Origin of the sequence: Pseudomonas sp. GL93 (assembly GCF_003408955.1) — a bacterium.
GTDB classification, from domain to species: domain Bacteria; phylum Pseudomonadota; class Gammaproteobacteria; order Pseudomonadales; family Pseudomonadaceae; genus Aquipseudomonas; species Aquipseudomonas paracarnis.
This window is the reverse complement of the sequence record NZ_NKRF01000129.1, coordinates 77859-103840: the sequence shown is the minus strand read 5'-3', so window position 1 is coordinate 103840 and position 25982 is coordinate 77859. Positions and strand designations below refer to the sequence as shown.

The 25982-nt window shown below is 60.2% G+C and carries 20 protein-coding genes and 1 pseudogene; 10 read left to right on the top strand and 11 right to left on the bottom strand.

The features are described from left to right. Positions 1-3 precede the first annotated feature (3 nt). The 4 genes and pseudogenes from CER19_RS26150 to CER19_RS26140 form a co-directional block, all read right to left on the bottom strand. Positions 4-2037, bottom strand: a complete 2034-nt coding sequence (locus CER19_RS26150) for an ABC transporter permease subunit (RefSeq protein WP_178088138.1) — start codon at positions 2035-2037, stop codon at positions 4-6. 484 nt (positions 2038-2521) lie between these two features. Beyond that, the gene (locus CER19_RS26145) at positions 2522-3508 is read right to left on the bottom strand and encodes a phosphate ABC transporter substrate-binding protein PstS (protein WP_003195633.1); all 987 of its coding nucleotides are present in this window, start codon (positions 3506-3508) and stop codon (positions 2522-2524) included. Positions 3509-3656: 148 nt separating this feature from the next. Then, a pseudogene (locus CER19_RS29515) lies at positions 3657-3758 on the bottom strand (N-acetyltransferase); the annotation flags it as partial. A gap of 9 nt (positions 3759-3767) precedes the next feature. Next, the gene (locus CER19_RS26140) at positions 3768-5048 is read right to left on the bottom strand and encodes an MFS transporter (RefSeq protein WP_165861679.1); all 1281 of its coding nucleotides are present in this window, start codon (positions 5046-5048) and stop codon (positions 3768-3770) included. A gap of 562 nt (positions 5049-5610) precedes the next feature. Here CER19_RS26140 and CER19_RS26135 point away from each other — a divergent pair. Both CER19_RS26135 and CER19_RS26130 read left to right on the top strand, forming a co-directional pair. Then, a complete protein-coding gene (locus CER19_RS26135; protein ID WP_003176975.1) occupies positions 5611-6015 on the top strand; it encodes an acyl-CoA thioesterase in 405 nt (134 codons plus the stop codon). Between the two features lie 58 nt (positions 6016-6073). Then, positions 6074-6973: a D-hexose-6-phosphate mutarotase gene (locus CER19_RS26130; RefSeq protein ID WP_116668506.1), complete on the top strand. Its 900-nt coding sequence runs from the start codon at positions 6074-6076 to the stop codon at positions 6971-6973. Between the two features lie 116 nt (positions 6974-7089). Here CER19_RS26130 and CER19_RS26125 read toward each other — a convergent pair whose 3' ends face one another. The 7 genes from CER19_RS26125 to CER19_RS26095 form a co-directional block, all read right to left on the bottom strand. Continuing rightward, on the bottom strand, positions 7090-7626 hold the full coding sequence (locus CER19_RS26125) for a DUF3299 domain-containing protein (protein WP_057701925.1): 537 nt from the start codon (positions 7624-7626) through the stop codon (positions 7090-7092). A gap of 77 nt (positions 7627-7703) precedes the next feature. Continuing rightward, a complete protein-coding gene (locus CER19_RS26120) occupies positions 7704-7949 on the bottom strand; it encodes a GlsB/YeaQ/YmgE family stress response membrane protein (RefSeq protein WP_116668505.1) in 246 nt (81 codons plus the stop codon). Between the two features lie 105 nt (positions 7950-8054). Further along, on the bottom strand, positions 8055-9140 hold the full coding sequence (locus CER19_RS26115) for a 5-(carboxyamino)imidazole ribonucleotide synthase (RefSeq protein ID WP_116668504.1): 1086 nt from the start codon (positions 9138-9140) through the stop codon (positions 8055-8057). A gap of 11 nt (positions 9141-9151) precedes the next feature. Beyond that, the gene (purE, locus tag CER19_RS26110) at positions 9152-9643 is read right to left on the bottom strand and encodes a 5-(carboxyamino)imidazole ribonucleotide mutase (RefSeq protein WP_003213411.1); all 492 of its coding nucleotides are present in this window, start codon (positions 9641-9643) and stop codon (positions 9152-9154) included. 335 nt (positions 9644-9978) lie between these two features. After that, positions 9979-11283 (bottom strand): type II toxin-antitoxin system HipA family toxin, encoded by a 1305-nt coding sequence (locus tag CER19_RS26105; RefSeq protein WP_116668503.1) that lies wholly within the window; start codon positions 11281-11283, stop codon positions 9979-9981. Beyond that, a complete protein-coding gene (locus tag CER19_RS26100) occupies positions 11280-11645 on the bottom strand; it encodes a helix-turn-helix domain-containing protein (RefSeq protein ID WP_256660541.1) in 366 nt (121 codons plus the stop codon). The genes CER19_RS26105 and CER19_RS26100 overlap by 4 nt, the downstream gene beginning before the upstream one ends. Before the next feature lie 183 nt (positions 11646-11828). Continuing rightward, on the bottom strand, positions 11829-12749 hold the full coding sequence (locus tag CER19_RS26095; RefSeq protein ID WP_003195655.1) for a LysR substrate-binding domain-containing protein: 921 nt from the start codon (positions 12747-12749) through the stop codon (positions 11829-11831). Positions 12750-12930: 181 nt separating this feature from the next. Here CER19_RS26095 and aspA point away from each other — a divergent pair, with 181 nt between their 5' ends. The 8 genes from aspA (at position 12931) to CER19_RS26055 (ending at position 25981) form a co-directional block, all read left to right on the top strand. After that, positions 12931-14355, top strand: coding sequence for an aspartate ammonia-lyase (gene aspA, locus CER19_RS26090; RefSeq protein WP_003195657.1), 1425 nt, complete (start codon positions 12931-12933; stop codon positions 14353-14355). Between the two features lie 392 nt (positions 14356-14747). Next, complete coding sequence (locus tag CER19_RS26085) at positions 14748-16193, top strand: sodium:alanine symporter family protein (protein WP_034129133.1); 1446 nt, start codon at positions 14748-14750, stop codon at positions 16191-16193. 76 nt (positions 16194-16269) lie between these two features. Further along, the gene (locus CER19_RS26080) at positions 16270-17247 is read left to right on the top strand and encodes an asparaginase (protein ID WP_116668501.1); all 978 of its coding nucleotides are present in this window, start codon (positions 16270-16272) and stop codon (positions 17245-17247) included. A gap of 50 nt (positions 17248-17297) precedes the next feature. Then, the gene (locus tag CER19_RS26075) at positions 17298-18290 is read left to right on the top strand and encodes an AraC family transcriptional regulator (RefSeq protein WP_116668500.1); all 993 of its coding nucleotides are present in this window, start codon (positions 17298-17300) and stop codon (positions 18288-18290) included. Positions 18291-18422: 132 nt separating this feature from the next. Then, a complete protein-coding gene (locus tag CER19_RS26070; RefSeq protein ID WP_116668499.1) occupies positions 18423-19457 on the top strand; it encodes a histone deacetylase family protein in 1035 nt (344 codons plus the stop codon). Next, on the top strand, positions 19454-20545 hold the full coding sequence (locus CER19_RS26065; protein ID WP_116668498.1) for a polyamine ABC transporter substrate-binding protein: 1092 nt from the start codon (positions 19454-19456) through the stop codon (positions 20543-20545). Before CER19_RS26070 ends, CER19_RS26065 begins: the two co-directional genes overlap by 4 nt. 124 nt (positions 20546-20669) lie before the next feature. Further along, on the top strand, positions 20670-21233 hold the full coding sequence (locus tag CER19_RS29255) for a hypothetical protein (RefSeq protein WP_116668497.1): 564 nt from the start codon (positions 20670-20672) through the stop codon (positions 21231-21233). A gap of 140 nt (positions 21234-21373) precedes the next feature. Beyond that, positions 21374-25981, top strand: a complete 4608-nt coding sequence (locus CER19_RS26055) for a dermonecrotic toxin domain-containing protein (protein WP_116668496.1) — start codon at positions 21374-21376, stop codon at positions 25979-25981. Position 25982: the final 1 nt, after the last annotated feature.

Genomic DNA, 25982 nt, shown 5'->3' with positions numbered 1-25982 from the left:
TTCTTAAAGCGACGAGTATTTCTTGCGCAGACGCTGACGAATCAGCTCGGCGAGGGTGTTCATGATGAAGGTGAACAACAGCAGCACCAGCGCCGAGAGGAACAGCACGCGGTAATGACTGCCGCCCACTTCCGACTCGGGCATCTCCACCGCAACGTTGGCCGCCAGGGTGCGCAGGCCCTCGAACAGATTCATCTCCATCACCGGGGTGTTACCGGTGGCCATCAGCACGATCATGGTCTCGCCCACAGCGCGGCCCATGCCGATCATCAGCGCCGAGAAGATGCCCGGGCTGGCGGTGAGGATGACCACGCGGGTCATGGTCTGCCACGGCGTGGCGCCCAAGGCCAGGGAGCCCAGGGTCAGGCCGCGTGGCACGCTGAACACGGCGTCTTCAGCGATGGAGTAAATGTTCGGGATTACCGCAAAACCCATGGCCAGGCCGACCACCAACGCGTTGCGCTGGTCGTAGGTAATGCCTAGATCGTGGGAGATCCACATGCGCATGTCACCGCCGAAGAACCAGGTTTCCAGGTACGGGCTCATGTACAGCGAGAGCCAGCCCACGAACAGGATCACCGGGATCAGGATCGCGCTTTCCCAACCATCGGGAACGCGCAGACGGATCGACTCAGGCAAGCGGCTGAAGACAAAGCCAGCCACCAGGATGCCAATCGGCAACAGCATCAACAGGCTGAAAATGCCCGGCAGGTGGCCTTCCACATACGGCGCCAGGAACAGGCCGGCGAAGAAGCCGAGGATCACCGTCGGCATGGCTTCCATCAGCTCGATCACCGGCTTGACCTTGCGGCGCAGGCTCGGCGCCATGAAGTAAGCGGTGTAGATCGCTGCGGCAACCGCCAGTGGCGCCGCCAGCAACATGGCGTAGAACGCGGCCTTCAAGGTACCGAAGGTCAACGGGGCCAGGCTCATCTTGGGTTCAAAATCAGTGTTGGCGGCCGTGGACTGCCAGACGTATTTAGGCTCGTCGTAGTTTTCGTACCAGACCTTGCTCCACAACGCGCTCCACGACACTTCCGGGTGCGGGTTATCGAGCAACAGCGGTTGCAGCTTGCCGCCCGCCTCGACGATCACACGGTTGGCCCGTGGCGACATGCCGAACAGGCCCTCGCCATCGACCACCGGGTCCACCAGCAAGGTGCGGTGGGCGGTGCTGTGGAACACGCCGAACTGGCCAGCAGCATCCAGGGCGGTGAAGCCTTTGCGGCGCTCTTCAGCGCTGATCTCGACGATGGGCGCAGTGCCCATCTGGAAGGTGCGGATCTGCTTCAGACGCTGTTCGCCATCCGGGTCACGGGCCATGAACCACTGGGCCAGGCCGCCTTTGGAGTTACCCAGGATCAGCGAGATACCACCAACCAACTGGGTGCTGGCGGTGATCTCCGTGTCGGCGTCTTCCAGCAGTTTGTAGCGCCCGTTGAGGCTCTTGTCGCGCAGGCTGAACACGTCGGCCAGGGCACGGCCGTTGATCACATACAGCCACTGCTGGCGTGGGTCGATGAAGATCGCCTTCACCGGCTCGGTCATCTGCGGCAGCTCGACACGCTTCTGCTCGCTGGTGACTTCACCGGTCATCATGTTTTCTTCACGGCTCAGGGTCAGCACGTTCAAGTGCGAACCGGCGGAACCGGCCACCACCAGGGAGGTGTCGGTGGCGTTGAGCGCAACGTGTTCCAGCGGGCGGCCGGCGTCATCCAGCACGATCGGCGTTTCGCCGTAGGGGTATTCGATCGCCGGGGTGATGGTCTTCTTGCCGTCCGGGTACGACACCTTATAGGTGTGGCGGAACACCAGGGACTGGCCATTGGACAAGCCGAGGATCACCAGCGGGCTGCCCGGCTGGTCTTCACCAATGGAAGCAACGCTGGTACCGGCGGGAATCGGCAGGTCGACACGCTTGAGCTCGGCACCGGTGTCCACGGCAAAGAACAGCGCCTGGCCTTTGTCGGAAACCCGCATGGCGACTTGGTTCTGTTCTTCGAGGGAAATCATCAACGGCTTGCCGGCGTCTTGCATCCAGGCGGGCGTCAACGCGTCTTCCTTGGTCAACGAGGCGCCCTGGAACAGGGGCGCGACCACGTAGGCGAGGAAGAAGAAGATCAGGGTAATGGCAGCCAGCACGGCGAGGCCGCCGACCAGCACATACCAACGGGTGAAGCGATCCTTGAGCGCGCGAATGCGGCGCTTGCGTTGCAGCTCAGGCGTATTGAAATCAATGCGCTTGGGAGGGGAAGTCGTCGTCATGGTGGAATTGGCCAGATCATTCATGCGCACACCCTAGCGATCCTGTATGACAGAAAGATGACAGTGCAGTGACGCAACAAATCCGCCGCGAAGCAGGGCTGGCAGCGGATAAAAAATTAGGGATGCAGACTGCTTATGTGGGAGCGGGCTTGCCCGCGATGGCATCAACACGATTTCAACGCTAAACCGCGTCGCCAGCATCGCGGGCAAGCCCGCTCCCACAAAAAAGCATGCGTCTACATCAGGTATCGCAGGCTTAGTTGCCTTCTTTCAAACCCAGGTCAGCCAGGGCCTTGGCGGCGACTTTGGCTGGCAGTGGGATGTAGCCGTCTTTGACCACCACTTCCTGGCCCTGCTTGGACAGCACCAGTTTCACGAACTCAGCTTCCAGCGGCGCCAGAGGCTTGTTCGGGGCTTTGTTGACATACACGTAGAGGAAACGCGACAGCGGGTATTTGCCGTTCAGGGCGTTTTCTTCGGAGTCTTCGATGTAGTCAGTGCTGCCTTTCTTGGCCAGTGGCACGGTCTTCACGCTGGCGGTCTTGTAGCCGATGCCCGAGTAACCGATGCCGTTCAGCGAGGAGCTGATCGACTGCACGACCGAAGCCGAGCCCGGTTGTTCGTTCACGTTTGGCTTGTAGTCGCCTTTGCACAGGGCTTCTTCCTTGAAGTAGCCGTAGGTGCCGGATACCGAGTTACGACCGAACAATTGCACTGGCTTGTTGGCCAGGTCGCCGGTCACACCCAGGTCGCCCCAGGTTTTAACGTCAGCTTTGGCGCCGCACAGGCGAGTCGAGGAGAAGATCGCGTCGACTTGCTCCATGGTCAGGTGCTGGATCGGGTTGTCCTTGTGCACGAACACCGCCAAGGCATCCACGGCAACCGGGATAGCGGTTGGCTTGTAGCCGTACTTCTGCTCGAAGGCCGCAAGTTCCGTGTCCTTCATCTTGCGGCTCATCGGGCCCAGGTTGGAGGTGCCTTCAGTCAGCGCAGGTGGCGCGGTGGCGGAGCCGGCAGCTTGAATCTGGATGTTGACGTTCGGGTATTCCTTTTTGTAACCCTCAGCCCACAAAGTCATCAGGTTAGCCAGGGTGTCGGAGCCGACGCTGGACAGGTTACCCGACACACCAGTGGTCTTGACGTACGCCGGGATTGCCGGATCAACACCAGCGGCCACCGCGTTGGCGGTCGCAACGCCAGCAGCGACAAAAGTCATTGCCGCCATCAAACGTTTCAGTTTCATGCCTTGCTCCTAGCAGATAGGGATAATTGGATCGGGGCCAAGTATCGGCAGGCCGTGTGAACACTCTATGTCTGAAATATGACAATTAGATGAAAGGCCACTATCGGGAAGCGAGGGTATGCGAAGTAAAAACGGAACAGACACGTTCCTTGTGGCGAGGGAGCTTGCTCCCGTTGGACTGCGCAGCAGTCCCATCTTTAAGGGCCGCTTCGCGACCCAGCGGGAGCAAGCTCCCTCGCCACAGTGGATCAGGCTGGCTTTAGCGGCCGCGTTTCCACAGATACCCACCTACCAGCATCCCCATCACGCATAGGACGGCCACATAGTAAGCCGGGCCCATCGGGCTCTCCTTCATCAGCAGCGACACCGCCAATGGCGTCAGTCCACCGAATACGGCATAGGCGACGTTGTAGGAGAACGACAGGCCGCTGAAGCGCACCACCGGCGGGAAGGCTTTGACCATCACGTAGGGCACCACGCCGATGGTACCGACAAACAGACCGGTCAAGGCGTACAGCGGGAATAGCCAGTCGGGATGCGCCATCAGGCTGTGATACAGCGTCCAAGAGGTTGCCAGCAGCAGCGCGCAACCGGTGACCAATACGCGACCGGCACCAAAACGGTCGGCCAGGGCACCCGAGGCAATGCAGCCCAGGCTCAGGGTCACGATGGCCAGGCTGTTGGCCTGCAGCGCCACCGTGGGGCTGAAGTGGTAGACGGTTTGCAATACGGTCGGCGTCATGAGGATGACGACGACAACGCCGGCCGACAGCAGCCAGGTCAACAGCATCGACAATACAATGGCGCCACGGTGATCGCGCAACACCGCGCGCAACGGCAGCTCGGCCGCCAGCGTCTTGCGTTGCTGCATCTCAGCGAAGATCGGCGTTTCATGCAGCCAGCGGCGCAGATACACCGACAACAGACCGAATACACCGCCAAGCAGGAAAGGAATCCGCCAGGCGTAATCAGAGACCTGTTCCGGTGTATAGGCGCTATGGATAGCGGTAGCCACCAACGAGCCCAGCAGAATACCGGCGGTGAGGCCGCTGGTCAGGGTGCCGCAGGCATAGCCGATGTGGCGCGGCGGGACGTGTTCGGAGACGAACACCCAGGCGCCCGGCACTTCGCCACCAATCGCCGCGCCCTGGATCACGCGCATCAACAACAGCAGCAGCGGCGCCCACAGGCCGATCTGTGCGTAGGTCGGCAGCAGGCCCATGATCAGGGTCGGCACGGCCATCATGAAGATGCTCAAGGTGAACATCTTCTTACGGCCCAGCAGGTCACCGAAGTGCGCCATGATGATGCCGCCCAGGGGGCGCGCCAGGTAGCCGGCCGCGAAGATGCCGAAGGTCTGCATCATGCGCAGCCATTCGGGCATGTCGACGGGGAAGAACAGTTTCCCGACCACGGTGGCGAAAAACACGAAGATGATGAAATCGTAGAACTCCAGCGCCCCACCCAGGGCAGACAGCGACAGGGTTTTGTAGTCGTTGCGGTTAAGCGGTCGTGCGGGCGGCGCAATGCTTGAAGGCACTGTGGTCATGGCAAGGCTTCTCTTATTAGTCAGATCAGGAATCCGCAACAGCGTGGGTTTGCGCCTGGCAGGTCCGGCACGATAGCAAATTGCCCGGAAAAGCACAGTCCAAACCCTTGCGCCGTATCAGCATCACCTCGCAAGCATCCCCACTTGCGAAGTCACTTATTCCCTTTCCGAATTATTATGGGGGGCGCCGAAAACGCCATCAAATACTGAGGGCCAGCGTTAAAAAGAAACAATGGTCAAACCCCTCAAGTTGAATGACCGTTTTGGCCATTTTTTTGACGCCTGGAACTCGTTTATATAGATGCACAAAATCAGGAGCAGACGGTCGTCGCGCAGGCTATCGACCGATATACTCCCAGCCCTGCACCTGTCTATTGCGTGGAAGTTGCGCGAAACCGTCGTTGGCACCGGCCAGCCGATTTCGCAGAGTTTCCCTCAAGGCGCCTTTCGAAAAACGTGACGAACGTAGTATGTTCGGGGCTGAATCGTTTTTCCAAGACGGCTATTCACCGATTACATAGTCCAAGAGTCACGGGTCAGAGGCACCCTCGGCATGATCGAACTCGAACAAGAAGATCCTATCCCGCAAGGCGATCTCGCCCTGCAAATCACCGCGCTTCCGCGTGAAACCAACGGCTTTGGCGATATCTTCGGCGGCTGGCTGGTCGCGCAGATGGACCTGGCCGGCACGGCAATGGCCAGCAAGGTCGCCGGTGGGCGCGTGGCCACCGTGGCCATCGATCGCATGGCGTTCCTGGTGCCGGTGGCCGTGGGCGCGCAGCTTTCCTTCTATACCCAGGCCCTGGAAATCGGCCGCAGCTCGATCCAGATGATGGTCGAAGTGTGGAGCGACGATCCGTTGTCCAGCGAATGGCGCAAGGTGACCGAAGCCGTATTTGTGTTCGTCGCCATCGATGGCAGCGGCCGCACGCGCTCGGTACCGTCACGGGCGCGTTAAACCTCGCCGGGTTTTGACGGTCAATTGCCCCATTGCCTGCCACTAAGAGAGCTTTGTTATGCCTACGCCCCACGTTGAGACGGTAAAAGTCGACGAGCTGGACTGCTGGCGCATCCGCCACAACGGCGCCGAGTTGATGGTGGCCCAACAGGGTGCGCATATCTTCAGTTACCAGCGCGAGGGCGAACAGCCGCTGATCTGGCCGAACCCTGAGGCCGTGTTCAAGCAGGGCAAAGGCATTCGTACTGGCGTACCGGTGTGCTGGCCGTGGTTCGGGGTGTTCGACCGCAACCCGCAAAGCGTCAAAGCCATGCGCCAGAGCGACCAGCCTGCCGGCGCCCATGGTTTTGTGCGCACCGCCCGCTGGGAACTGGCCGCCACCGAACTCGACGGCCAGACGCTGCGAGTGGACCTGGTATTGCCGGTGCCGGCTGGCGGTTTTCCAGGCTGGCCCCATCAGGTAGACCTGACGCTGAGCCTGCTGCTGGACGACCAACTGCACATCCGCCTGACCAGCCACAACCGCGGCGCCGACACCGTGACCCTCAGCCAGGCATTGCACACCTACTTCGCCGTGAGCGATGTGCGCAAGGTGCAGGTCGAGGGCCTGGACGGCGTGGATTACATCGATACCGCCGACGGGTGGACCGAGAAGCAGCAAGCCGGGCTGCTGCACTTCAGCGCCGAAACAGACCGCATTTACCTGAATACGCCGGCACAGCTGAATATCGTCGATAGCGATTGGCAGCGCCGTATCCAGCTCATCAGCGAAGGCTCGAAATCCACCGTGGTCTGGAACCCCTGGACCGAACGCGCCAAGGCTTTCGACGATATGGCCGATGACGGCTGGCAGGGTATGTTGTGCATCGAGACGGCCAACGTGCTGGACGATGTGGTGAACCTCGCGCCCGGTGAAAGCCACACCTTGGGCGTGAGCATCACGGCCCTGGCCTTGTAAACCCAATCCAATGTGGGAGCTGGCTTGCCTGCGATGCAGACAACTCGATGTGTCAGGAACACCGAGGCGCTGCTATCGCAGGCAAGCCAGCTCCCACAGGGGTTATGCTTTGGGCTTTAGAGATCAGACTCCTGCACCACCCGCACCTTCCCGGCCTCCAGCGCATACGCGGCATCCGCCAAGTCGTTATTGACCTTCTCCACCTTCAACGTGCCCGTGACCCACAGCGGCGTGTAGATATCATCCAGCTTCAGCCCCTTGGGATAGCGCACCAGCACCAGTTGGTTGGGCGGCGGTGGCGGAACATGGATACACGCGCCCGGGTAAGGCACCAGGAAGAACAGCGTGCTGCGGCCCTTGGCATCCGTTTCAAGCGGCACCGGATAGCCGCCAATGCGGATATTCTTGCCGTTCATGGCCGCTACGGTCTTGGTGGAATACATCACCGCAGGCAGGCCCTTGCTCTGCTTCAAGCCACCCTTGTCGGTGAACGTGCCTTGGGCTTCGGGGGAGTTATGGTCGATCTCGGGCATGGCCTCGAGGGCTTTCTGATCCGACAGCGGCATCAGGTCGAGCCAGTCGGTTTCCGGCAGTTCGCCAGCGTGCGCCAGGCCAGAGCCCAGCAGAAGAAGCGTTAACAGAAGACGGCGCATGGAGAGGCTCGGCAAATACAAGTGCCGAGCATTCTAGCCCTCTGCGCCTGCGCAGCGCAGAGGACTTTGTCGGCTGATTACTTCTTTTTGATCAGGCCGTAGATCACCAGCAACACGATGGCACCCACCAGCGCGCCGATGAAACCTGCGCCCTGGCCTGCCTGGTAGATCCCCAGGGCCTGACCGCCGTAGGTCGCAGCCAAGGAACCGGCGCTGCCCAGCAGGATGGTCATGATCCAGCCCATGCTGTCGTCGCCAGGCTTGAGGAAGCGCGCCAGCAGGCCGACGATCAAGCCGATAAAGATGGTTCCGATGATACCCATGGCATTTCCCTCTGATTGGTATGAGTCATGCCAAAGCCTAGTCAGGCTTTGGCATCCTGCAATCAGAGAGACGCAGAACCCCAATGGTTCCCGCCGTGGCCAGGCTTATTGTTCAGCGATCAGCGCTTCAACCTTGAGGATCTGCGCCTGCAGCGTCGCACGGTCCTTGCAACGCAGGTTGGCGTGGCCGACCTTGCGCCCGGCCTTGAAGGCCTTGCCGTAGTGATGCACGTGGCAATCGTCGATCGCCACCACACGCTCCACCGGCGGTACAGCGCCGATGAAGTTGAGCATGGCGCTCTCGCCGACCTTGGCCGTGGAGCCCAACGGCAAGCCCGCCACCGCCCGAAGGTGGTTTTCGAACTGGCTGCACTCGGCGCCTTCGGTAGTCCAGTGCCCGGAGTTGTGCACGCGCGGGGCGATTTCGTTGGCCTTGAGGCCACCGTCGACTTCAAAGAACTCAAACGCCATCACGCCGACGTAATCCAGTTGTTTGAGTACGCGGCTGGAATAATCTTCGGCCAAGGCCTGCAGCGGGTGGTCGGTGCTGGCCACGGAGAGCTTGAGAATGCCGCTGTCGTGGGTGTTGTGCACCAACGGGTAAAAGCGGGTTTCGCCATCACGGGCGCGTACGGCAATCAGCGAGACTTCGCCGGTGAACGGCACGAAGCCTTCCAGCAGGCAGGCAACGCTGCCCAGCTCGGCAAAAGTGCCGACCACATCGGCCGCGGTACGCAGGACTTTCTGACCCTTGCCGTCGTAACCCAGGGTACGGGTTTTCAACACCGCCGGCAGGCCGATGCTGGCGACCGCGGCGTCCAGGTCGGCCTGGGACTGGATGTCGGCGAAGGCCGGCGTCGGAATGCCCAGGTCCTTGAACATGCTCTTTTCGAACCAGCGGTCGCGAGCGATGCGCAAGGCTTCGGCGCTCGGGTACACCGGCACGAACTGCGACAGGAAGGCCACGGTTTCGGCCGGGACGCTTTCGAATTCGAAGGTCACCAGGTCGACTTCATCGGCCAGTTGGCGCAGGTGATCCGGGTCGCTGTAGTCAGCGCGCAGGTGTTCACCCAGGGCCGCGGCGCAGGCGTCCGGCGCCGGGTCCAGGAAAACGAAGTTCATCCCCAGCGGCGTACCCGCCAAAGCCAGCATGCGGCCCAGTTGGCCGCCACCGATTACACCGATTTTCATCGTCAACAACCTCAGGCGATGCGTGGGTCTGGATTGTCCAGCACGCTGTCTGTCTGCTCAGCACGGAATTTTTTCAGCGCCGCATGAAACTGCGGATGCTTGGCGCCCAGGATGCTGGCGGACAGCAAGGCTGCGTTGATCGCGCCGGCCTTGCCGATCGCCAGGGTTGCCACCGGGATGCCGGCCGGCATCTGCACGATGGACAACAGCGAATCCACGCCCGAGAGCATCGACGACTGCACCGGCACGCCAAGCACCGGCAGGTGAGTCTTGGCCGCACACATGCCAGGCAAGTGCGCCGCGCCGCCGGCACCGGCGATGATCACCTCGATGCCACGGGATTCTGCTTCATCGGCATACTGGAACAGCAAATCCGGGGTGCGGTGGGCGGAGACCACCTTCACTTCGTACGGAATGCCGAGTTTTTCCAGCATATCGGCGGTGTGGCTAAGGGTGGACCAATCGGACTTGGAGCCCATGATCACGCCAACCAATGCACTCATCGTCGTGCCTCTTCTCTCTGGGCGCCCGCAGGCGCGTCAAAAAACAACAAGCCACGCGGGAGACCGGCGTGGCTTGTTGTACGAATTAGTTTCGGGCCAGAACTGCCTGCGCTCAATCAGGCTGCGTTAAAAACAAACTCGGAATGCTCATTGGCTAAAGCCAACTCCGCTTCCTCGCTTGTTTTTGCCTTGCCTGATCTTCGCTCGGCGAGTTCTGACCTCGAAACGCGGCCGGTTGGACCGGCCGAAGGCCGCGCAGTATACCGTAATAATCCAGATAAACAGCCCCTGGGATGACCATCTGTCTAGCGACGCAAAGTGGCGGTTTTTTTTACTTAAGAGTCAGGCGCGAGGTCCAGTCGATGGGTCTTGGCAATGGCATCGATCACCACCGACGAGACCCCCACTTTTGCAGCGATCACAGGCCATTGCACCACCGCCTCATGCACCTCACGGATGATCTGCCTGGCCTTCAGCCCTTTGATCTGGCTGCCCACACTGAGCAGGTCATCCACCACAAAATTGTCGCGCTTACCGTTGATGCTCATCTGATGGCTGTCGACCCAGAAGTTTCCAGGCATATAGGACCAGGTAATGTCATAGGCAGGCGACAAATACCAGGTACCGTCAGTGTCCAGCAAAAAGCTGATGTTCTTGGTGTGATCGTCCTGATTTCGAGCGATAACGTTGAACACCATGCGCCTGAAAAACTGTTCCGCCTCCCGACGCCCCAGTTTCAGCGCCCTAAACACGTTCAGGGCCTCGGCGTAGGAGTACTCACCCGGTTTTTTGTAGTCGGCATGATCCAGTGCGCACAAGGTCGCGGTGTGAATCTTGTCGCCGTCATCGGTGCGGTCGAATCGCTTGGTCATGAAATGAGCACGCCCGCCCTCTTCAAGCAGACGGCACTCCGTCATTACCACACCGGCTTGCCTGGCCATCAGGTGGTAGGCATATTCGATGCGACCAAAACCCAGGCTGTCAGCAAGCACGTCAGTGTTTTTTGCGACATCGAACTTGAGCAACCAGTAGCTATAGCCTTTGGGCGCTGGAACCTGCCCTGACCGGATATGCCCTTCGCGATTGATGGCAATGATCGCCTTTGCGCGAGCGCCACCGGCACTTGTGCCCACCTGGATCAAGCGCTGCAACGCGGCGTCGTCGACGCTAGGGTCATTGGATGTCAGCCGGTCCTCCAGGCTTTGCCGCCCCGAGAGCACCTCCCCAGCCAACTGGGCCAGCGCCGCGATCTCGATGGTTTGGGCTTCATTAGCCTCCGTGTTCATGGCCGGCCGATATTCCAGCGCGCCCATACCGCGATTACCTTGGTAGAGGAGTCGATCCACCGGCGTGAACGAAAGCTTGTCGCGACCCTGCTGCGCCAACCATGCGTTGATCAATGCATTACCGAAGTCATCCGGAAGCGAGTCGGCAAAAATTGCCGGAAGCGCCTTATAGGTTTCCCGGTTCAGGTTAGTGAAGGCGTAGGTGTACCCGGCGCGGGCGGGCATGTGAATGGGCGAGATCTCAAGCCCCGTGGAGACAAACTCGGGTGAAAACTCGAACTCGCCCACCTGGGTTGTCTCGTCCCAATTGAGCGCTCCGACGTATAAACCCCATAAATAGATCTGTGCAATCACCAACGGGTGTCCTTCTTGACTGCGTCGGGCACAAGGCGCTTTTTCTGGCCCGGTACTGAGGTGGTTTCGGATGAGTCTTTGCGGGTGGTATAGGCGCGCTGACGTTTTTTCCCGGCCATTTTCGCCATCTGGATGGGGCTTGAACGCACCTCCTCGACCAGAGAGCTCAACCGATCCAGTTCCCCGATCACCCGCAATACCGCAATCAGATTGAGCAAGGTGCCCTTGCCCGCCATCAACTGCCGTAACGTCGTGCGGGAAATACCCGCCTCCTCGGCAACCGTTTCCTGATTGATGTTCTTCTTCACCCTCAAGGCTTCAACGCGCGAGCCAATCGCTTGTGCGATAGCTTGCTCACTCATCGTCGTCATTCGCATTTTGTGCAGTTCCCTGATCAAAAGATGGATTTACACAAACCTTTGATCAGTATTCTAGCCAATATTTATCCGGCAAGTGATCACATATTGAACAATACTTTTTGGGCAGAAAAATGATCAAAAAATGACAAAAATCGATCTATTGAGCACTAAACCACTCAATTTCATTCAAGCGAGACCTCGATCTCCTTGCGCCGCCCCACCTTCCAGCTTGCGCCACAACAACCGCACATTGGCCTTGCGCACCAACGCGCAGCGATACAAGCGAATCTCCAGCGGCACATGCCATTGCGGCCCGCCGCACACCACCAGTTCGCCACGTGCTAACTCTGCACGTACGCTCAACTGCGGCACCCAGGCGATACCCAAGCCTTCGAGCGCCATGCTCTTGAGGCTGTCGGCCATCGCGGTTTCGTAAATGGTAGTAAAGCGCAGGGCACGCTGGCGCAGCAGCAAATTCACCGAACGGCCCAGGAACGCGCCGGCGCTGTAGGCCAGCAGCGGCACGCTGCCCTCGCCTTCCAGGTCGAACAGCGGCTTGCCGTCGGCATCGGCGGCGCACACCGGGAGCATTTCGGTGTTGCCCAGGTGCAGCGACGGGAAAATCTCGGCGTCCATTTGCATCGCCGCGTCCGGGTCGTAGAACGCCAGCATCAGGTCGCAACCGCCTTCGCGCAGGGCGTGCACGGCGTCGCCGACGTTGGTGGCGACCAGCCGAGTGGCGATATTCAAGCCCTCGTTGCGCAACTGCGCGATCCACCGCGGGAAGAACCCCAAGGCCAAGGAGTGAGCGGCCGCCACTTGCATGACTTCACCCTGCCCGCCTTCCAGGTGATGCAAATGGCGCAGCACTTCGCCCAGCTGTTCGACCACCGTGCGCGCCGTCACCAGAAACAACTGCCCGGCCGCCGTCAGTTCCACCGGCGTGCGTGAACGGTTGACCAGCGTCAGCCCCAACGCGGCTTCCAGGCTACGGATACGCCGACTGAACGCCGGCTGGGTGACAAAGCGCCGCTCAGCCGCCTGGGAAAAACTACGCGTCGCTGCCAGGGCGCTGAAGTCTTCCAACCACTTGCTCTCAAGGTTCATCACTGCCTCCCACGGAATGCACCATTTTGGCACACACGCCCGCCAAGATAACTGGGTCACATCCACATTATGCCGTTTGTGCATAGGCCAGTGTTTAACAGCATTGGCCCAAAAAGTTCTACAAGCCTAGCATTCGCAGCGTTCCGGCCAGTTCCGGGTCCATATTGAGATGATTTCCGTCATGTCCTCTGCTGCATCTTTCCGTACCGAAAAAGACCTGCTTGGCGTACTTGAAGTACCGGCTCAAGCGTATTACGGCATCCAGACCCTGCGAGCGGTGAATAACTTCCGTCTCTCGGGCGTTCCGATTTCGCATTACCCGAAATTGGTGGTCGGTCTGGCAATGGTCAAGCAAGCAGCGGCTGACGCCAACCGCGAGTTGGGCCAGCTCAGCGAAGCCAAGCACGCCGCCATCAGCGAAGCCTGTGCTCGTCTGATCCGCGGCGATTTCCACGAAGAGTTCGTGGTGGACATGATTCAAGGCGGCGCTGGTACTTCAACCAACATGAATGCCAACGAAGTCATCGCCAACATCGCGCTGGAGGCCATGGGTCACCAGAAGGGCGAATACCAGTACCTGCACCCCAACAACGACGTGAACATGGCGCAGTCGACCAACGACGCCTACCCAACCGCGATCCGCCTGGGTCTGCTGCTGGGCCACGACGCGCTGCTGGCCAGCCTCGACAGCCTGATCCAGGCGTTCGCCGCCAAAGGTGCCGAGTTCAGCCATGTGCTGAAAATGGGCCGCACCCAGTTGCAAGACGCCGTGCCGATGACCCTCGGCCAGGAATTCCGCGCCTTCGCCACCACCCTGGGTGAAGACCTGGCCCGCCTGAAAACTCTCGCGCCAGAACTGCTCACTGAAGTGAACCTGGGCGGCACCGCGATCGGTACCGGCATCAACGCCGACCCGCGCTACCAGGCCCTGGCCGTACAACGCCTGGCCACCATCAGCGGCCAGCCGCTGGTACCGGCGGCCGACTTGATCGAAGCCACCTCCGACATGGGCGCCTTTGTACTGTTCTCCGGCATGCTCAAGCGTACTGCGGTGAAGCTGTCGAAGATCTGCAACGACCTGCGCCTGCTGTCCAGCGGCCCACGCACCGGCATCAACGAGATCAACCTGCCGGCTCGCCAGCCTGGCAGCTCGATCATGCCCGGCAAGGTCAACCCGGTGATCCCCGAAGCGGTCAACCAGGTAGCGTTCCAGGTCATCGGTAACGACCTGGCCCTGACCATGGCAGCCGAAGGCGGCCAACTGCAGTTGAACGTAATGGAGCCGCTGATCGCCTTCAAGATCTTCGACTCGATCCGCCTGCTGCAACGCGCCATGGACATGCTGCGCGAGCACTGCATCGTCGGCATCACCGCCAACGAAGCGCGCTGCCGCGAACTGGTGGAACACTCCATCGGCCTGGTCACCGCGCTGAACCCGTACATCGGCTATGAAAACGCCACCCGCATTGCGCGTATCGCTCTTGAAAGCGGGCGCGGCGTGCTGGAACTGGTGCGTGAAGAAGGCTTGCTCGACGACGCCATGCTCGACGACATCCTGCGCCCCGAAAACATGATTGCCCCACGCTTGGTCCCGCTGAAGGCCTAAGCGTTTGTTGCACCGCTCACCAGGTTGAGGGACTAGACACCTCTCACCTTTTGAGGGCCTGAAGGCTCGTTCTTCAGGCCCTTTTTTTTGCCTTGAGGTTGCTCCATGACGCCCATAAAAAATCTAATATCGCACCGCAAACCTTCCTCGCCTTACGCGACCGCGCTGAAACCTTTAATCGCCCCGTGCAGACGGATCACGCTCGCCTAGGTATAGTGCCGCCCCTCTTCGCGTCTGCGGCTGTCGGTAACGAGGCCCGGGAACCACGCGAAAGCGCATGAATAACAACACCCGCAAAAGGATGGGGATCGAGCGTCGTGCACTGCCTGGTGCCGAGCGATGCGTCGGACCGTCCTGCGTTTGCCATCAGAAAAATCAGCGAGGAACACTCCATGCTCGAAGTCATCAACGACTTCCTCTCAGGGAAAGTACTGATCGTGCTCATAGTCGGGCTCGGCGGTTATTTCACGATCCGCTCGCGTTTCGTTCAATTGCGTCACTTTTTCCACATGTTCTCGGTGTTTAAAGACAGCCTCAAGAGCAGCGCCGGTCAACTCAGCTCGTTCCAGGCGCTGATGCTCAGCCTGGCGGGCCGCGTGGGGGCCGGTAACATTGCCGGTGTCGGCATTGCCGTGACGTTGGGTGGCCCGGGTGCCGTGTTCTGGATGTGGGTCACCGCGCTGGTGGGCATGTCTTCGAGCTTTATCGAGTGCTCCCTCGGCCAGTTGTACAAGCGCACCGACGCTGAGGGCACCTACCGTGGCGGCCCGGCGTATTACATCCAGCACGGTCTGCACAAGCGCTGGCTGGGGATGGTCATGGCGTTCCTGCTGCTGGTGACCTTCGGCTTTGCCTTCAACGGCCTGCAAGCCCACGCTGTCACCCACTCGCTGAACAACGCCTTCGGCCTCGACACCACCTACACCGGCCTCGCGCTGGCGGTGTTGCTGGGCCTGGTGTTCATCGGCGGGATCAAGCGTATCGCCTCGATCGCCGACCTGCTGGTGCCGGTCAAGACCCTGGTCTACATCGCCGTGACCCTGTACGTGATCGTGCTGCAATTCGACCACGTACCGGCCATGCTCGCGACCATCGTCAAGAGCGCGTTCGGCCTCGACCAAGCCTTCGGTGGCCTGGTGGGCAGCGCGATCATCATGGGTGTAAAGCGCGGCGTGTTCGCCAACGAAGCAGGCCTGGGCAGTGCGCCTAACGTGGCGGCAGTGGCGTCGGTAGAACACCCGATCGCCCAAGGCGTGGTGCAAGCGTTCAGTGTGTTCCTCGATACTTTCGTGATCTGCACCTGCACGGCGTTGCTGATCCTGCTGTCCGGTTTCTACACCCCAGGCTTTGAAGGCGACGGCATTGCCCTGACCCAGAACTCCCTGGCGGCGGTAGTGGGTGACTGGGGCCGCATGTTCATCTCGGTGGCCCTGGCGTTGTTCGTGTTCACCTCGATCATGTACAACTACTACTTGGGCGAGAGCAACCTGCGCTTCCTGGTCGGCAACAACCGCAAGGTGCTGATGGGTTATCGCGCTTTGGTGCTGGTGCTGATTTTCTGGGGCTCCATCGAGAACCTGAGCACCGTGTTCGCCTTCGCCGACATCACCATGACCATGCTCGCGTTCGTCAACCTGTTCGCCCTGGCGTTCCTGTTCAAGATTGCCATGCGCATCCTCAACGACTACGACAACCAGCGCGCAGCGGGCATCAAGACTCCGGTGTTCGACTCCAGCCAGTTCCCCGACCTGGACCTGGACCGCAAGGCATGGCCGGCCAACCCGGTGAAAACCGAGGCGGCTCCGGCAGCTGAACTGAGCGCTCAAGCGCAACGTTAATCACGGCTAGATGACACGCCGCCCGGCCTTGGGCATGCTCTGGGCCCGGCGGCGTTTTTCGTTCAGGAGATTTTCGATGCAATCAGCTAACAACGTCATGGTGCTCTATACCGGCGGCACCATTGGCATGCAGGCCAGCGCCAATGGCCTGGCGCCCGCGTCTGGTTTTGAAGTGCGCATGCGAGAACAGTTTGCCGACGCAGACCTGCCCGCGTGGCGCTTCCGGGAAATGTCACCACTGATCGACAGCGCCAACATGAACCCTGCCTACTGGCAACGCCTGCGCAGCGCCGTGGTCGAGGCGGTAGACGCTGGCTGCGACGCCGTGCTGATCCTGCACGGCACCGACACCCTGGCCTACAGCGCGGCGGCCATGAGTTTTCAGCTGCTGGGCCTGCCGGCGCCGGTGGTGTTCACCGGTTCGATGCTGCCCGCCGGTGTGCCCGACAGCGATGCCTGGGAAAACGTCAGCGGTGCGTTGACGGCCTTGGGCGAAGGCCTGAAGCCGGGTGTGCACTTGTACTTCCACGGCGCGCTGATGGCGCCGACTCGCTGCGCGAAAATTCGCAGTTTTGGGCGCAACCCGTTTGCCGCACTGCAACGCAATGGCGGTGTCGCCCTGGCAAACAAGCTTCCCGCCGCCCTGGATTACTGCAACGACAAGGCCCCGGCCAACATCGGCGTCCTGCCGCTGGTTCCTGGCATCACTGCCGCGCAACTGGATGCACTGATCGACAGCGGCATCCAGGCGCTGGTGCTCGAGTGCTTCGGTAGCGGCACCGGCCCAAGTGACAACCCAGCCTTCCTGGCCAGTCTCCAGCGTGCGCAGGACCAGGATATGGTGGTGGTCGCGATCACCCAATGCCATGAAGGCGGCGTGGAACTGGATGTCTACGAAGCCGGCAGCCGCCTGCGCGGCGTGGGTGTACTGTCCGGCGGCGGCATGACCCGAGAAGCGGCCTTCGGCAAGCTCAACGCCTTGATTGGTGCGGGGCTGGACAGCGCCGAAGTCCGCCGCCTGGTGGAACTGGACCTGTGCGGCGAACTGAGCTGACCGGCATGTAACTTGCTCTACTTCCAGCCATCCCCTGGCTGGAAGTTCCCATGCTGCATTCCCACCTCACCACCCTCAATGCCGTGTCCCTGGTGCTGCGTACCTTCGAGGCCGAAGGCTTGCCCCATGAAGCATTGCTGGCCGGCAGCGGCATCTGTGCGGCGGATTTGAGCCGCGCCGACACGCGTATCGCCACGCATCAGGAGATGCAAGTGTGTGCCAATGCCGTGGCCCGTCAGCGTGATATCGGCTTGATCGTTGGCCGGCGTATGCATGTTTCCTCGTACGGCCTATTGGGCTATGCCCTGCTCACCAGTGCCACTTTCGGTGACGCTTTGCGCCTGGCCCTGCGGTATCCGGCGCTGTTGGGAACACTCTTCGAACTGAGCCTGGAAGAGGACGGCGAACGTATCTGGTTCACGGCCGGCGATTACCGCGAAAACCCGGCACTGACTGCCTTCAATGTCGAGCTGTGCCTGGGATCACTGAAGGTCATTTGCGACGACTTGCTCGGCCATCCACTGCCGTTGCTGGGCGCTCGGTTCGAGCACGATGCGCCGGATTATCAGACCCGCTACGCCGAGAGCTTCGACTGCCCGCTCCAGTTTCAGGCCATCGCCAACGCGTTCGCCTTTGATAAACGCTGGCTCGCCCAACCTTTGCCCCTGGCCGACGCGGTCACCCATCAGGCCATGGTCGAACGTTGCCGCAAACAGAACACCGAGTTCACCGGGCGCGAGGCCTGGCTGGGGCGAATCCGCCAGTTGCTGGCCACACAACTGCACGCCGCACCTGGGCTCGATGGCCTGGCTCAGCAGATGAACTGTTCGGCGCGTACCCTGCGCCGGCACCTGCATAACCTGGGCTGCAGCTATCAGGAACTGCTCGATGAGTTGCGCTTTGAACGCGCCAAACAGTTGCTGGCTGACCACCTGTGGCCGATCCACCGGATTGCCGAGACGCTGGGGTTCAGCGAAACGGCGAGTTTCAGGCATGCGTTCGTGCGCTGGAGCGGCGTGACGCCGAGCCAATTTCGTGCATGACGCGCCAATGAGGGGCGAATTGCGGACACATACTTTGGCCATATTGATCCCCTTTTGGCCGCTCCTGTCGTTCTCATAAACCGTGCCCGCCGCAAGACTGCATGCACCGATACAGCCTGCGGAGAACAACAAATGCTGACGATCTACTCGGACGATCACCACCTGCACCACGGCCGCTGTGAACTGATGGACGGGCAACTGATGCCCTGCTTCGAAATGCCCTCGCGTGCCGATCATGTGCTGCAACGGGTCAAGGACCGTGAACTGGGCCCCGTGCAGGCCCCTCAGGACTTCGGCCTGGCACCGCTGCAACGTATCCACAGCAGCGACTACCTCGACTTCTTCAAAGGCGCCTGGCAACGCTGGACCGAGTACGGCCAGGACGGCGACCTGTTGCCCTACACCTGGCCCGCTCGTACGTTGCGCCGCGTGCTGCCCACCAGCCTGCACGGCCAGTTGGGCTATTACAGTTTCGACGGTGGCGCGCCGATCACCGCCGGCACTTGGCAAGCGGCCTACAGCGCAGCGCAAGTGGCCCTTACGGCGCAGGCCGCCATCGCGCAAGGCGCCCACAGTGCCTTCGCCCTGTGCCGCCCGCCCGGGCATCACGCCGCCAGCGATTTGATGGGCGGTTATTGCTACCTCAACAACGCGGCCATCGCGGCCCAGGCGTTCCTTGATCAGGGCTTCAAAAATGTCGCGATCCTCGACGTGGATTACCACCACGGTAACGGCACACAGTCGATTTTTTATGCGCGCAGCGACGTGCTGTTCACCTCGATCCACGGCCATCCAGAGGCAGAATTTCCGTTCTTCCTCGGCTACGCCGATGAGCTCGGCGAGGGCGAGGGCGTTGGTTTCAACTTCAACTATCCGTTGCCGGCCGGGTCCGGCTGGCAGGCCTGGAGCGCCACGCTGGAACAGGCCTGCGCCGAGATCGAGCGCTACGCCGCCGACATCATCGTGGTGTCCCTGGGTGTGGACACGTTCAAGGACGACCCTATCTCGCAGTTCAAGCTCGACAGCCCGGACTACTTGGCCATGGGCGCGCGCATTGCCCGCCTGGGCAAGCCCACGCTGTTCGTGATGGAAGGCGGCTACGCGGTGGAGGAAATCGGCGTCAACGCCGTCAACGTGCTGGAAGGTTTTGAGGAAGCAGCCCAATGAACATACTCAAGTCGCTCGCCCTGTGCGCCGTGGTTGTCAGCGGCGCAGCCCAGGCCGAAGAAAAAACCCTGAAGGTCTACAACTGGTTCGATTACATCACGCCCAAGGCGCTGGAAGACTTCAAGGCCCTGCACCCGTCGATCAAGCTGGTGTACGACATCTTCGACACCAACGAAGCCCTGGAAGCCAAACTGCTCACCGGCAACTCCGGCTATGACGTGGTGGTGCCGTCCAACGTGTTCCTGGCCAAGCAGATCGAAGCCGGCGTGTTCCAACCTCTGGACCGCAGCCAACTGCCCAACTGGAACCACCTCGATCCCAAGCTGATGAAGCTGATCGAGGCCAACGACCCCGGCAATCAATACGCCGTTCCCTACATGTACGGCACCATCCTGATCGGCTTCAACCCAGCCAAGGTCAAGGCGGCCCTGGGCGACAACGCCCCCGTGGACAGCTGGGACCTGATCTTCAAGGAAGAGAACATCAGCAAGCTCAAGCAATGCGGCGTTGCACTGCTGGACTCGCCCTCGGAGATCCTGCCCCTGGCGTTGCAGCACCTGGGCCTGGACCCCAACAGCAGCAACCCCAAGGACTACGACAAGGCCGAAGCGCTGTTGATGAAAATCCGCCCGTACATCACCTACTTTCACTCTTCCAAATACATGGCCGATATCGCCAACGGCGATATCTGCGTGGCGGTGGGCTATTCCGGCAGTTTTTCCCAAGCCGCCAACCGCGCCAAGGAAGCCAAGAATGGTGTGACCGTGGACATGCGCCTGCCCAAGGAGGGCGCGCCGATCTGGTTCGACATGCTCGCCATCCCCAAGGGCGCCAGCAACCCGGGCGACGCCTACACCTTTATCAACTACCTGCTGCAACCCAACATAATCGCGCCGATCAGCGACTTTGTCGGTTACCCCAACCCCAACAAGGACGCCAGCGGGTTGGTCGACCCGACCATTCGTAACAACCCCAACCTGTACCCGACCGACGCGGCCATGGCCACGCTCTACACCCTCAAACCCCTGGACAGCAAAGCCGAACGCGCCAGGACGCGGGCCTGGACCAAGATCAAATCCGGCAGGTAACGCCCTGCAGATTTCACGGTAGGCCTACGTAAGCACCGCCTCCCCGGCTGGCCGAGCCCTAGCATGGAAATCCCGAGCCTGTACCTCGGGTTATTTCCATCAATCGGCCAGACAGGGAAGCCTCATGACCTCAGCCGCTGCAAACACGCCCTCTACGAACGCAAAGCGCCTGGATGAACGCTCAGCGCTGTTCACCGAACTCTACGTCGGTCCCTCATTCAGGGAGACCGCGCCCCACTTGTTGCGCCAGTCGCTGCGAGAACACTACCCAACGCAGGATATTGACCCGGACATCGCCATGGTCGGTACACCCACCTGGCAATTGATCGGCGATGAGATCATCGCCACCTTTCATGAAAAACCCGCAGGCGTCTGGGTGCAGCGCGAGAACCCCGTCGAAACACCGCCCACCACCACCCTCGATCTCGCCACCTGCGTCAATCAGGCCCAGGACCTGCTGGACGAGTTGCAAGCCTTCAAGCAACGTGCCACCGAACAAGTCGCCAACGCGCAGCGCAGCGCCATCGGCATTGAATGGCTGTATCACCAGCACGCACAGAAATTGGAGCAAGCCCGGGGCGCAGATGCCGACACCCTCGACGGCCTTAGCGAGAAGCAGAAAACCTCGATCTATCTCAGCGAAATCAATCTGAAACAGGCACAACGGTTGTTTTTCAACGTGAAATAAATCACCAACCCGTGGCGAGGGTGCTTGTCCCACACTGAACGGCTGCGCCTCGACGTATCTACCACCCTCGCCGCAACGCCGCTCGCTACCTTGCCCATTCCCGAAGCCCGTCCGGGCCATCGAATGCAGAGGAGCTGCACATGCCCAATGACACCGCTAATAACCACCGCCCGCCCAGTACCTATGAACTGCTCATCCAATTAACCACCGGCCCCACTACCCGGGAAGTCGCCGTCACCACACTGCGCTCGGCACTCAAAGAGTTGTATCCAGCGCTGAATATCGACCCCGATCTGGCCGTGGTGGTCAGCCCTCAATGGGAGGCCGTCGGTAGCACCGTCGAACGTGCACCGGCCATTGTCGAATCGCTCACTTCGGTACTGGCTCGCCAAGCATTATCCGGCGACAGAGTGACCTACATCGACGGCCAACACTTCCTCACGTTGCAACCGGACGCTGCGGATCCTGTACACCTCGCGGTGAAAGTCGATGCAATCGCACGTCTGATCAACGAGTTATCCGACCTGTTGTTCACCGCTTTCCAGGAACAGCAGTTGGACTTCTGGAACACGTCCAACGGCACCACCGGCCACCGCTGGCAGGCCTTCTCCAACGCTCTGAGGAAGGTGTGGAACATCACCGAAGAGCAAGGCCTGGGTGAACACGAATGCGCCATGGCCCGCGCGATTTTCCAGGAGCCCGACCTGGCCAGACGTTCACTGAAAGACCCTTATAAAAGCCATGCCTACCTGGTTGATGTGGATATTCTCCAGGACGGACAGTCCACCCACGCCAGCTTTCTGGACATCACCGTATTGGTGGGCGAGCACGAGAAGCGCCAGATGGTCCTGACGCACTCGCTGGTGAGCGGGTATGAGACGTTCGAGTCACTGGCCCAGTTCGGTGCCTCGCTGCCAGCACGGATGCCTGCGCCAGAGCGAGACTCTACCTTGCAATGGCGCTTGTATGAGCCCGACGGCAACTTCTTCGATGCGCTGGCCTGCACGCTGATCTCGCTGCAAATCCAGGTCATTGGCAGTTTCGGCGGATCCGCTCTGCCGGAACAGCGCGATCCTGCCGTCGCCAGCATCGTGCCCAGCATCGAAGAAATGAGCGATCACCAACTGTCGAATATCCGTGAGATTCACCAACAACTCCCGGATTGGCTGGCCTCGGCGACGGACTCCGATAACGCCGCCTACAGCCGCTATCTGATCGACCTGGCTCACCTGCATACCCATTACCAAGGCGAGACGTTTCAGGACGGCATTCCGCCCATTCGTGAATTTGCCAAAACACAGTTGAAAAGCCGTATCCGAGCCCCGGAAAAGGACGTGAGGCTGAACCTGGACAAAATCGAGATTGTTATCGAAAGCCCGGTTTTGTGGGGCACGTTCATCGTACCGGGGGCCGTGGACACTACCCGCCGCAACCTGATCGACATGGCCCTGGAAAACCTCACGGGTTTGCCCACCGGCAACACGACAGTGCACTACAACGGCAAGGACAACGGTGTACCCGCCTGGCTGACCTACCGTTATCTGAAAGACGTGATCGAAGAAATCGATATAGGCCAGTACTACCCCGCCCTGATCAAACAGAAGTTACTCGATGACCCGCTGCAATCCAGCCACCGACAGCGGCTCTACACCACTCACCTACAGACGCAACTGCCACTACTGGCTTTGCAGATGAAAATCCGCAACCAGGGCGGCATTGATGAACTCGGTTACCGCTACATCGCCGCAGTGATGCGCAGCGATGAAGATGAGCGCTACGTAGATGGGCAGCCCATCGTCATTCGCTGCCTGGCGTTCGTGCCCACCTTGCGCCCCGGCCATGAGCAAGACGTGGCTGCCAATATGTTCGTGATCAGCCCAAGGCAATCCGACACCGGCCCCTGTCTGCTTTATCGGCCCCTGCTTGAACCGGCCCTGATGCAATTTGCGTCGCAGCAAAACCTGCTGTACGCCATCAAACACGAGCGTTCCTTACGCGAATCGGTGTTGGCCTGGTTGCCTGAAGCGCAAAGGTTCAACTATGCCCAGTACGTTTTCCCCGACACCCTGCCCTCGCCCTGGACGGTGGTGCGCGCGCTGGTCGAACCGCTTACCGTGCTGTACATGAGCGGCCCGGTGACGCTGACCGATGAAGAAGTCAGGAATGACATCCTGGCGACACTGTTCAAGGCCAACGCCAATGCCCTGGTCGAGTTGGCGACACGTCAGTCGGTGTCCAACGTGCAGAAACGTTGGGCGACCTTTCGACATGCCGGCTGGCAAATATTCAATGCCGCACTGCCGTTCATGGGCCGCACCCTCGGAACCGCGGCCTGGATCTGGCAAATCATGGACGATCTGCAAGCCGCCGAGGAGGCCGTGGACAAGGATGACCAGCCTGCTTCCTGGACAGCGTTGGTGGATATATTTCTTAACCTGGGTATGGCCCTGACTCTGCACATAGCCCTGCGCCAACCTCGCCCGCAGACGCCATTCGAGGGCTTCGGGGTCGAGACCGAATCCAAGCCAACGACGATCGAAACGGCAAGTAAACCGTCCGTTGCCGAAAATAAATATTACGCGGTGCAACAAGCCAATATTCCCGACAGCCAACTTCCCGCCCAGCATCAAGGTGCCGTGCACACCCGCGGGGCTCTGAGTCAGGGCCGCCAGGGCCTGGCCAAGACACTCGACAGCTTCAACATCGCCAAACCCAAGCAGCTTGGCGAACAAGACAAGACCCCCGGGCGCCACCTGAATCTCTACCCGCTTGCAGACAAGTGGTATGCACCGGTTGGCGAACGTTGGTTCGAGGTGAGGGTGGATGACAACGACTGTGTCATCATCATCGACCCGAAAGCACCTTCGCGTACTGGCCCGCCGCTGATCGGCAACCTGGCAGGCCAATGGTTTGTCGACGTCCGCCTGCGCCTGCGCGGCGCAGGTCTTCGGAACCGGCGGCGAGCGGTCAAGGTCGATCAGCCTGCGCGCATTAACGCCCTCATGACCAAGCTCAACGCCTTCAACGCAGTCGCCGTCAGCAAACAAATAGACGTGCTTACGTCAAAGCCCGCGCTGGACGCAGCCCCCGGGCCTTCCACAGACCTGCGGCGCACGGAGTATCTGGGTAAAGTCGATAGCCGGCTCGCGGAGTACGACGAAGCGGTCAGCCAACTGAAGTCCTTGAGCATCATCGACACCGTGCCCACCTACCAGAGCAACATGAGCGGTTACCTGCAACAACAGGTGCAACTGACACAGCTTGCCATGGAACAACAACTGGTGAGCTATAGGGAGGCCTTGCAGTCGTCGTCCCACATTTTCGAAGCCGAGGTAGACATCGACTATAAAAACCAGGCGCAAAGCGCACAAACCTTGTCCACCCTGAACCAGGGGATTATCAAGCGCCTGGAGTTCATCAACGACCGCTTCAACAATCTCAATGAGCTGGGAGATGAGGGCGCGAAGGTCATTCGCAGAAGCATGAAGGAGTTGCCGCAGTTTACCCTCGTTGAACTCAAATCTCTGGAGATCAGTTTGGGCCGCTACTTGTGTATCGATGAAGAGCAAAGCCAGATCCCAGCCACGGTGCGTGAGCAGATGAGCGAGGTCGTCGATACAGCCGAACTCAATGTCGAGAGCTTCAGTGAGATTGTGGAGCGAGGCAACGGCGCATCGCTGGATGAACGTATTGATGTATTCAACAGCCTGGTTGAGCAATTTTCCAGCGTCGAGCAACGCCTGCTGGACCTGCACGCCGAACACCCGCAACACTTGCTGAAAACCCGCCTGGAAAGTTTTTGCCAGCAGATTGGCGAGTTCAGCCAGTGGGCAGTCCGCGACCTGGCCTCCCTGCTGCGAGAAAAAAAGGCCTTGGAGCCCAAGCCCGGTAGCTCAAAGGCCGCTCTCCCCCCAAGGCGCAAAGTGATCAGGACACGCCTTCACGGCTTGGTGATGGGGGAGCCCCGTGAAACCGATAGTTCCTTGGTCGACGTCAAGGCAGGCATGACCGGCAAGGTGATCGCCACGTTCCATGAGAAGACACCAGGGGTTTGGGTCAAACGGCAGAAAAACCCGCTAAACCCACCCGCACCAGCTTCTGTGGATTTGGACACCAACATCAACACCGGACAAACGTTGTTGGATGGCGAACAAGCTGAAATCCGCAAACTCCAGGGTTTTTCCCGCAAGCCCTCGTATGCACCACAAGATATTCAAGATATGTTCGATGGCTATGCAAAGGACCTGGAAAACGCTTCAAACAACATCGAACAAGCGCTGACCCGGCGCAACCTCACAGAAAGCGACCATGCTTCCGCCGCCTTGACCAACCGCAAGCTCAACGACGCGGTACAACGCTTCTATCAGCTAGGCAAGACAACCTACATTGACATGATCAAGCAGCAATCGCCCACCGTCGAGCGGGTGGACTGGCTGCACAGTCAAGGGCTGATCACTATCGTCAAGGTCGTTAGCCGTCGCGCGCTCAAGGGGCCCAGGAAGGATTATCTGGACGAGTACGAGATTCGCGATAAAGAGAGCGGCGCCGTGCTGTGGTACGCGCACTTTCACTATGAAACGAAGGATGCCGCGCTGGAGGACTTCAAAAAGGACCATCTCAAGACCCGCGAACAACGACGCCTCGGTGGTTCCCACCAACGCACCGGGCCCAGTGACTGGGACATAATAGACATCCATCGCCGCAGTATCGGCAAGCAATTGGCCAAGTCGCTGTTCTTCAACACCTGAT